13 protein-coding genes are annotated in these 9443 nt (G+C 37.2%); 8 read left to right on the plus strand and 5 right to left on the minus strand.

Features of this window, described 5'->3' with window-relative positions; genetic code table 11:
- Positions 1-441 precede the first annotated feature (441 nt).
- The 4 genes from FTV12_RS02970 to FTV12_RS02985 all read left to right on the plus strand — a co-directional run bounded on the left by FTV12_RS02970 (position 442) and on the right by FTV12_RS02985 (position 2203).
- Positions 442-588 carry a hypothetical protein gene (locus FTV12_RS02970; RefSeq protein ID WP_179992345.1) on the plus strand — a complete coding sequence of 49 codons (147 nt, stop codon included), beginning with the start codon at positions 442-444 and terminating at the stop codon, positions 586-588.
- 556 nt (positions 589-1144) lie between these two features.
- Positions 1145-1435 (plus strand): type II toxin-antitoxin system HigB family toxin, encoded by a 291-nt coding sequence (locus tag FTV12_RS02975; RefSeq protein WP_034706646.1) that lies wholly within the window; start codon positions 1145-1147, stop codon positions 1433-1435.
- A gap of 1 nt (position 1436) precedes the next feature.
- Entirely contained in the window at positions 1437-1838 is a 402-nt protein-coding gene (locus FTV12_RS02980) for a type II toxin-antitoxin system HigA family antitoxin (RefSeq protein ID WP_004785978.1), read from the plus strand.
- Between the two features lie 212 nt (positions 1839-2050).
- Complete coding sequence (locus FTV12_RS02985; protein ID WP_179992346.1) at positions 2051-2203, plus strand: hypothetical protein; 153 nt, start codon at positions 2051-2053, stop codon at positions 2201-2203.
- Between the two features lie 41 nt (positions 2204-2244).
- Here the strand turns inward: FTV12_RS02985 and FTV12_RS02990 are convergent, their stop codons facing one another.
- The 4 genes from FTV12_RS02990 to FTV12_RS03005 all read right to left on the minus strand — a co-directional run bounded on the left by FTV12_RS02990 (position 2245) and on the right by FTV12_RS03005 (position 6164).
- Positions 2245-2880, minus strand: a complete 636-nt coding sequence (locus tag FTV12_RS02990) for an SOS response-associated peptidase (RefSeq protein WP_179992347.1) — start codon at positions 2878-2880, stop codon at positions 2245-2247.
- A 358-nt stretch (positions 2881-3238) separates the two neighbouring features.
- Positions 3239-4468: an alpha/beta hydrolase family protein gene (locus FTV12_RS02995; RefSeq protein WP_373684485.1), complete on the minus strand. Its 1230-nt coding sequence runs from the start codon at positions 4466-4468 to the stop codon at positions 3239-3241.
- A 182-nt stretch (positions 4469-4650) separates the two neighbouring features.
- Positions 4651-5793, minus strand: a complete 1143-nt coding sequence (locus FTV12_RS03000) for a catalase family protein (protein ID WP_179992349.1) — start codon at positions 5791-5793, stop codon at positions 4651-4653.
- A 155-nt stretch (positions 5794-5948) separates the two neighbouring features.
- Positions 5949-6164 (minus strand): hypothetical protein, encoded by a 216-nt coding sequence (locus tag FTV12_RS03005; protein ID WP_064096117.1) that lies wholly within the window; start codon positions 6162-6164, stop codon positions 5949-5951.
- Positions 6165-6286: 122 nt separating this feature from the next.
- Between FTV12_RS03005 and FTV12_RS03010 the strand changes: the two genes are divergently transcribed.
- The 3 genes from FTV12_RS03010 to FTV12_RS03020 all read left to right on the plus strand — a co-directional run bounded on the left by FTV12_RS03010 (position 6287) and on the right by FTV12_RS03020 (position 7377).
- A complete protein-coding gene (locus FTV12_RS03010; RefSeq protein WP_008306679.1) occupies positions 6287-6682 on the plus strand; it encodes a transposase family protein in 396 nt (131 codons plus the stop codon).
- Positions 6630-7100 (plus strand): transposase family protein, encoded by a 471-nt coding sequence (locus FTV12_RS03015; RefSeq protein ID WP_179992471.1) that lies wholly within the window; start codon positions 6630-6632, stop codon positions 7098-7100. The genes FTV12_RS03010 and FTV12_RS03015 overlap by 53 nt, the downstream gene beginning before the upstream one ends.
- 136 nt (positions 7101-7236) lie before the next feature.
- A complete protein-coding gene (locus FTV12_RS03020) occupies positions 7237-7377 on the plus strand; it encodes a hypothetical protein (protein WP_179992472.1) in 141 nt (46 codons plus the stop codon).
- Between the two features lie 113 nt (positions 7378-7490).
- Here the strand turns inward: FTV12_RS03020 and FTV12_RS03025 are convergent, their stop codons facing one another.
- Entirely contained in the window at positions 7491-8348 is an 858-nt protein-coding gene (locus tag FTV12_RS03025) for an IS982 family transposase (protein WP_180033479.1), read from the minus strand.
- A gap of 279 nt (positions 8349-8627) precedes the next feature.
- Here FTV12_RS03025 and FTV12_RS03030 point away from each other — a divergent pair, with 279 nt between their 5' ends.
- Positions 8628-8969, plus strand: a complete 342-nt coding sequence (locus FTV12_RS03030; protein WP_034170370.1) for a hypothetical protein — start codon at positions 8628-8630, stop codon at positions 8967-8969.
- The last annotated feature ends 474 nt before the right edge of the window (positions 8970-9443 follow it).

The following is a 9443-nucleotide window of genomic DNA, read 5'->3' on the forward strand; positions in this document are numbered from 1 at the left end:
ATGTATAAGTTGCATCTCTGCTTTTATGACTCACTTGATTGAATGAAAACTGAATGAATCAAAGTTTTTTGTATTTAATTGCATCTAAGTTGATGAAAAATAGCCAATAAAATATAAAACATAACCTATATTCAACATTTGGTAAAATAGCCTCTATATTTCATATACATATTAGATGCATGACAAGTGGTACTTTATCACCACTATAACAACTCAGATAAAATAATTTAAAATCAGCAAGTTAAAAAGCCTTGTTTAATCTAGACAGTTAAACAGGGCCCATTTTTTAGATCATAAATATGTCTAAAACAGATGATTCTCCGATATTTATCCTTCACATAAGTTTTCATATACAACATAAAACCTGAAAATACGTTCAAGTGTGAAACATGAATAGATGTTATTTATATATCTCTTTTCATGAAAAGACAGGGTAGAGCTATGATGAGATGTATCTGTGCATTTGGTATGGGTGTCATGGTGGGATGTTGCTTTAAATCTTGCAAAGAAAAAATGTGCCGGATGATGAGCAAGGATCAGGGTACCAAAGACCAAGCGCCAAAACATGAAGAGAGTGTACAAATTTAGAGGCTATAGCTTGCCTGTGCGATCGCAGTACAGGTGAGTGATTCAATCGTTTCAAGGTAAATAAATCGTGGAGCTGTAAGCCATTATCTTTAAAGCAACTAAGCTCGATCCATGATCGAGCTGTTCACAGTCAGGAGAAACACATGTTCCAATTTATATGTTGTTTATTTGGTCTTCATGGTGCGACTGAAATTGATTACACAGTCGATGATTTTGAAGTCAAAAAGTGTCGTGATTGCTTGAAAGATTTAAATTAACTCTCTAGACCTTCGCGGTATAGATGGATGTTGAACCCCCGTTTGATATAGATCGACGGGGTTTTCATTTTTTATTATTGATATTTGATATTTGAAAATAGAACTAATATATCAAAGCGATATTTTTATAAGTTATTGATAGTTAATTAATAAAATTACTAAAAATAAGGGTTTATTTAATTTTAACTTGTGATTTGACCATAACAATACTCATCTCAACTAAATTCATCCTTTAAGCGTTATTGCAATATGCGATATTTAGGTTATACTCTGAATATAGCAAAATGCGATAAATAATTATGCATGTGATCACTCACGCTCGGATTCTGGAAGCAATGCAAAAGTGGCCACACGCTGAAACTGCATTGGATGGTTGGTATCGAATTATCAAGGCCAATGATCCTAAGGATTTTGCCGACATGAAGCGATTATTTCCCGCAGTCGATAAAGTCGGGAAATTTCATGTCTTTGATATTGGTGGCAACAAGATCAGGTTGATCGCAGTTGTGATGTATCAAGCAAAACGTGTCTATATTCGCCATGTCTTATCCCATCAGGAATATGACAAAGGTCATTGGAAGGAGGCTTAATATGAATGCAATGATTAAACAGGCCGTTGATCACTGGCGTTATGTTGCACCTTTGCTCAGCAAGCCAGAAACTGAAGAAGACTTTAATACGCTCACTGAAGCTTTAGATGAACTTCTGGATATTGTAGGTGATGATGAGTCGCATCCCTTAATGGGGCTGATTCTTCAACTGGGTGATTTAGTCTCAGCTTATGAACATGAGCATTTGCCGATGCCAGAAGGCGATGGTCGTACTGCACTGGCTTTCCTGATGGAACAGCATGGTCTCAGCCAATCAGATCTATCTGACATAGCTACCCAGTCGGTCATTTCTGAAATCCTGAATGGTAAACGTCAGCTCAATATCCGTCATATTAAAGCTTTGTCTGAACGTTTTAATGTTTCTGCAGATACTTTCTTTTAAGTAATAAGAAACCAAATTTTAAGATCGATGAGCTGTGTTTCCTGAAAGCAGGTTGCACAGCCAAATAGATTTAGATTCGAACCAGAAGTCTATATAAGCTCTGATTAGAAGAATGTATGTTTATTAAAATGTATGGAAAACATAAATATTATTGATGTTTAACCTTATATGTCCTAATAATTTTCTAAGCATCTAGAGGAAAGGGAATATATATGACAACTCATGCAGAACACCAAACAGAGCAAGAAGATAATCCGCAAAAAGAATCTAATGATGATAAAGGCAATCAAGCAACCTATAAGGGCGTAAAGCCTAAGAAAAAGCCTAATGCCGAGCCAGAGCATCCGCTGAGGGAGCAGAAATAAGTATTTTATATGAATAAAGCCCTAGCTTGGTTTAGGGCTTTTCAGTTGGTCCACAAACCTTGCTCTTTAGGCCTTGCTATAAATTCATCTTTCATTTCAAAGAAAAAATTATGAGCTTGTTCATGGTCGCAGTTGAGCCAGTCGTGTCGTAATTCTTCAGGAATCACAATAATCGAACGTTTTTCATCATTCGGCTTGTGAAACCGTTTCATAAATGGGTGCTGATCCGAATTTATGGTAAGCATCGAAAAGGATCTGATTTTCTCACCTTCAATCAATGCATCCTCATAAATTGCTGCAACCGTGAAAGGATGACCATCTTCACGTGAAATACCAAACCAGTGTGGTTTATCGTCTATATATTTAGGCTCAAAGAATGTATCGACTGGGACTAAAGTAAACTGGTTATTTTTCCAGGCATGTCGAAAACTTGGTTTGGATGCCACTGTTTCACTCCGGGCATTGTAGGTATGTCTGCCATATTTCAACTCTTTTGCCCAAGATGGAACTAGTCCGAAACGTGCAATATCCAGCTCAAACTTGTCCGCACCACGCATAATGATTGGGGCGGGTGCTAATGGATAAACATGTATTTTTATTCCGAGTTCCAGTTGTTCTTCATGAATATCTAGTAAGGAAAGACGTTTTTTTGAAGGGAATTCATAGTTCGAGCACATAAAGAACCTCTTTAATTCTCATTGTTGTTTGCTAAAGAATTAAGGAATCAAAATGGGGAACTCAAAAATCAAAATTATGAGTTTCAGCAAAAGCTCTAATACTTGCTTTAGCTACACGTTTGCGAAGGAATAAAATTTGGATTAATTAAAGTTAGTTGGCCTGTAGCAGGCCCGGATTAATCTCAAATAAATGAAATATTACGTTTCGATATTCGTTACTGCTTAACTGCGATAAGCGTGTTAAGGACATACTAAGGTCATAAGAGCTAAACTTTTAATGCTATGCAGTCTAGTAACAGACTGCATATTTCATAGACTTACCATGATCATAAATATCTAATCGACAAAAATATGAACATTAATTTGTCTCACAAGTACTCATAAATTTTCCTTGTTCAACTGAGTTGATAAAGTCTTCGACCATAAATTGACTTTGTCTTAAAGAGCCATGATGATCTGCACCTTCAACAGTTTTAAATGCAATCGGCTTTTGTTTGGTACACATTAGCTGATAATAGGCATGAGTACCTTGATAATCTACAATCTGGTCTTTATTACCCTGAACTATCATTACAGGGACAGTAGGTATCATATTTTCGATGGATTGTTTTTTTGAATATTCTATTAAGGGATTAAGATCTGCATCAGTTTTGAAAACTGTTTGAGGTGCTTCTTTCACATCAGCTTGTAATTCCGATAAGCCATGATTACGCGCATAATTGACAATCTGGGCCATTTCAGGACTCAATAAATTCATAATATTGAGGCTAGGATCCGCGGCTTCAGCACCTAAAAGAACGATAGGAAGAAATGCAACCACACTTTTTTCGATTTGAGGATGCGAGGCTGCGTATTGAGCAATTCCCTCATATTGATATCCTCCTGGGGCGACGACCAGTGCTCCACGTAACTTTAACTCAGGTGCATCTTTTTGCCCATGTGCAGCTACCATTAGGGCAGCAGCGCCTCCCTGACTGTGACCCATGACATACCATTTCCTGTTAAAATGATAAGGCTTTAAAAAATGAAGTGCTCTTACAGAGTCAACCACAGTATGCAGTTGGCTCTGTGCATTCATGTAGGGGTGTTTGCCGGGTGTACCTAAGCCCTGATAATCGGTGGCAACTACTGCATAGCCTTGGGCAAGCCAGGCATCAAGTGGTTTGGAAGCCAGCTCTTGATAGGCATGCACGGGTCCACCGACATAATCACCAGAAGGGGCACAGGTATCTGCCACTCCGGTGGTGCCATGTGCCCAGGCTAAAACGGGCCAGCCACCTCTAGGTGGTTTGCCTTGTGGCAATAAAACAAATCCGGAGACAACAATGGGTTCTGAATGTATACCACGGCTGCGATAGGTAATTAAAAATCGTTGGGCGGCATGGGGAAATAAATCAGTACTTTGTTCTTCGATAGCGAGTAGAGTTCCGGGGGTCTTTGCAGCAATATCACAATTATGATGATTGCATTTCTGGGAATCCTGATTCTTGCATTTCCGGGAAATAGCAGGAGAGGCGAGCAAATAAGCAGAGCCTAAGCCCGCACAGCCCACTATAATTTTCAGGAGAGGACTTTTTGTTTTCATCACAGATACCATTTCAATTTTTATAATTTCATTTATAATGTAGCAGTCTTAGCCATGTTTCTAAATTAACTATTAACAAACTTTGTAAACTAAAATTATTAAGCTAAATTAAATAAATGATACAATAATCGCCCTAATTTTAGTTTAAGTTATAATTTAATTAATAATTCATATATATTTAGTTCTCAGTGTGGTTCTAATCTTTTAGTAGCATTCATCTCATGTCTAAGCTGACTGATACGCTCATAAATCACCTTTCGCATCCGGTTTACTCCTCCCAGAGGTTTGTGTTCCGGTACTGTATGCCATGGCGTAAAGGAGAGGTTTTCACAAAATTCGTTTTGTTCAGGTGTATCAAAAACCTGTTGAAGAATATGAATAGTCGCTAGCTTGTAAAAAGGTGCCTGGTTTTCTGGGCATTCGGTCATCGAATCTTCGACCGACATGCTGTTTGATGTTCGGGGTTGTACTAAAAACTCCATGCATGCCTTACTTTTTTGCAATTGATTCCGTAGATTTTCTCTTAGAAAATTATTGTGGGGATTATAGGGTATAGGATCTGTTCCTCTTGAACATGCTTGGGCTGAATACTTTACAGCTTGACGACCACTGCCTGTTCCTAATTGATAGGGCACCATGGACCAATATCGGGTTTGCAGAGGATTAGATATTGTATTTCTCGTATTTAAGGCAATCCAGGTTCCTTTAGCCCCTAATGCAAAAGGGGTATGCAATTTTTTGAGAAAGCTTTCACTATTTATATCCTGCATAAATGCCATATAACGAGCTGGATCATTCACAAAAAAAACCGGATGATTAATCATGATGAAATCTTGAGTAGACATTTCATCATGATTTAAAAGTCTTTCTCCCGGTACTGCCAAAAGCTTTATTGCCATGCCACGGGCATCTTTTTTAATATCTGCTTGTTGAGCATTACTAGATCCATTAGAAAAAAGTATCCAGGCTTGATAGGTTTTTCCGGGAAGAAAAATACCTTGTGCCAACTCTTTGGGAAGTGCTTCAGCTATCTTGAACTCTGCGCGTACACAACCGTGTGCCTTAGGGTGTGCATCACGTAGCGCGATACCGGTCGAATACTCTTTCCGAATAGATTTCTCAATAATGTCTGCGATCTTTTTAGCTGTGATTTCTTCATCAGGATAAAGGCTTTCATTTAAACCACGATCTATATTGGAATATGTGATAGCTTTGGGAGATTCAGGGGTTATAGGCGAGGTATCAGCATATATAGTGTTAAAGATATTGATGGTCATCAGCGGGAGGTAAAGTAGGCCCAAGCCTACAGCTCTTATAAAGTCAGGCATTGAGTATCTCCTTGATATACCGCTAAAGTTAGTTTTAACTTATGATCTGAAATTCTTTGAAGGCCCTTTAGACCAATAATAATGATCATATTTGTTTGATTATCATTCTTTATTAGATACTCTATTTCAAAGTAGGTTTTTACTTTTAATTCAACTTAATAATAAAAATAGGGATCCTGACTGTTTTTTGCCACTTTATTGCAGTTCTTGCACTTGATACTTTCAATAGAGTAGCGCCCATGAGTTTGCTTGCCTTCTGCAGCAGCAATAATAGAAAATTGCTGAGTATCATTAAAGCTATAGTCATCCTGTGCTTCACAAATAGAACACTTGATAATTTTTCTATCGCAGTAGATGTATGCTTCGTTCATTATGTATCTCCTGATTCTTGGTTTTATATTTTCACTAGATATCTTTCATAAATCAAAAAACGATCTTCTTTTTGGTTAATATTTGCACTCCGGATTTCTTAGCATTCGTGCATAATCTGCGGATGAAATACATCGATTCAAACAAGCTTTCTGATCCTCAGTTCAAGCGATACACAGGCATCTCATGGTCAACTTTCTATTTGATGGTTGAGCAATTGCAGAAGCATGTCTCTGCCAAAGGCAGACCGCCCAAGTTAAGCCTGGAGGATCAGGTTCTGCTCTGTCTGAGCTATTGGCGGGAATACCGAACCTTATTTCACGTTGCGACGAGTTACGGGGTTTCAGAGCCCACAGCCTCAAGAATTGTCCGTCATGTTGAAGACTGCCTGATTCGGTCCAATCTGTTTAATTTACCCAAAGATTTACCCGAGGGCGAAGGCATCGACTGGAATGTTGTAATCGTGGATGCCACGGAAATTCCAATCCAAAGGCCTAAAAAAACAGAAGAAAAGCTATAGCGGCAAGAAAAAGACCCATACCTTTAAAGTACAGGCCATCATTCATTATCAAACTCAAAAAATCCTGAGTTTATGTACCAGTCGCGGTGCAGTGCATGATTTCGAGTTGTTCAAACGCAATTTAAACCAGATTCCTTTTGGGGCTTTTATCCTTGCAGATAAAGGCTATCAGGGGATTTATGTGTTGTATCCGAATAGCCTGTTGCCATTAAAAGCCAAAAGACACTGTAAATTGGATCCTGAATTGAAAATCTATAATCAAGAAATCAATAAAAGAAGAATCGGAATTGAGCATGTATTTGGCAGCCTGAAAACCTTCAAAATTCTTGCTGAGCGTTATCGAAATAGAGGTAAAAGGCTTGGTTTGAGATTCAATTTAATCGCTGGAATCTACAACTTGGAACTGAGCAAAAAATGATTTATGAAAGAGGTCTAATCTATACAGATATACATAATTTAACTTTTTATTTAAAAAAACACTCTAAATGGCTTTGGAAAGCTACAAATATAGATGTTAGTTATATAGGCTTGCATTTATGAGCATGAGGTGAAAGATGAAGTTGTTAACGTTAATTGGTGCAGGTGTACTTGCAGGTTATTGTTATAAGAAAATGAAATACAAAAAGGACGGTTCAAACAATCCTACTCCTCAGAATGAACAGGTAGACAGTCAAGCAGCAAACCCTGTTGAATAATGCCTTTAAAGGGCCTCACAACTAGCAAGAAAAGGTTGTGAGGTCTCCCATTCTTTCAGTAGAGTCATCTCTGACAAGTCTTATATAAACCCCAATCATGGATAAGCCTAGTTTTACATCGTTGTAAATTGAGGCTTATTGTGATGACAGATTTGATAAGCACACAAGGATGCATAAATCCCAGCCAAATAACCTGAAATGGAACGATGGCGACTGCTTACCAAGTTATATTGTTGCTTCAGTAAGCTAAAGATGGTCTCTATTTTATTGCGTTGTCTTAGCATCATTTCATCTTCTGATGATAGCTTCACTGGTCGCATATTCTTGCGATGATAGGTAATTAATTCAATATCCTGCTTTACCAATTTTTCTTTTAAAGTTTCACTGATGTAGCCACGATCACCAAAGATTTTACCGATGTAGCCTTGAGCTAGCTTCGGCAGAATTTTTATATCTGAAGTATGGCCATTTGACAGTTGGGTCTGAATAAATTGACCCTGAGCATCTACTAATACATGTAATTTACATCCATAGAACCACCCCATTGAGCTTTTAGCTCGTGTGGCAATCTTTTTTAAAGATTTATGACGTTGGATACGCTGATTCTTACATACGGGTAAAGTTGTAGAATCAACCCAGGCACAAGCTGTTTGAGCGCTAGAAGTTAGAGAAATATGCAATGCTTGAAGTGCGAGTTGATGTTGATTGATTAAATGAACCATCCGCTGATAGGATGGGAGGGCCTTGAAAAGCTTATAATAAAAGCGCTGTATCATGCCATAAAAGGCTTTGAAATGATGAAGTTGAGAGTTCTTATACCAGACCGCGATAAAAATGATTTCAGATAAACAAAGAACCCCTGATCTCTGCCTGACCTTCGGATTTTCTTGTTTTAAATATTGCCAATGGATGGCTTCATTTTTCTGAAAAAAATCGTCAATCGTACAGAATAAAGTTGTAAACTCGAACATAGGATGGCTGGTTAAATAGTTTGTGTGGTAACTCACTTATCAACTTAGCCATCTTTTTTTTCAACTGAATTTCTTATCCATGATTCGGGTTATATAATATTCAGAACTTTGATATTTTCAGAGAAACAGCAAGCTCTTTTTAGCTATTATACCTTTTCATCTGTTCTAAATTTTCCTGATTAAATTTATTGATAAAGTTGAATGGTTTACAAAACTATTCATTTTAATAATAGCCATACTTTAAAAATAATGTGATCCTCTTTCTCAGGAGGACAGCTTATGAAAAAACTAATTATCTTGCCTCTTGTAGCTTTAATACTTCTGGGGTGTAGTCAACCAAATACACAGCAAGAAGCTGACTCTAAGATCCTACAGGATGAGGATTTAAAAAAATTTAGGGAGATGGTAAGGAATGCTTTACCGAATTCAGACCTGGTTCAATTTCATCAACAAGAGGGAGAATGTGGTGAGGTTAGTTTCAGAGATAAATCTACGAATGAAATGAAGCATCGGAGGTTTATTGTAGTGAATAAAAATATTGTGCTGATTGAAAGACGGCAGGTCGATCAGGAATATTTTGACCTTTCATGGAGGAATGCATGTCGTGATTATTTCGGGTAAAGAAAGAATATTTATTAAAATTCTTATTTGAAAATAGTGACCGCTATAATTGAATATCAATAAAAACATTTGATCATTGAGCCACTTTTTAGAGTGGCTTTTTAATGTCTGGATTTCTGAATTTTGTTCGAAATATGGTTACTGAATAGATCTGTATTTCATATTCTAGCTTCGTACTAATAGATAGAATGTTGATCAATTTATATAGATAATAAATATAAAAATTATTTAAAAAAGGAACAAATATTGCTTCTTGAAAGTATAGTTTTTGCTTTAGGTTCTGGATATGTATCTCTTTAAAATATGCGGCATTATTTTCCTTGTCATCCTTGCTGTTTCTCTCATGGTGATCCTAGACAAAATAATGGACAGCACGTGCCTCTAAAGATAACGTAACTTTAATCTTTGGAGATTCAAGAAATGGCTAAACGTTTTAGTCCCGAATTTAAACAGCAAGCGATTGATTATGCACTT

Source organism: Acinetobacter sp. YH12233, from assembly GCF_013417725.1.
In the GTDB taxonomy this organism is placed as follows: Bacteria; Pseudomonadota; Gammaproteobacteria; order Pseudomonadales; family Moraxellaceae; genus Acinetobacter.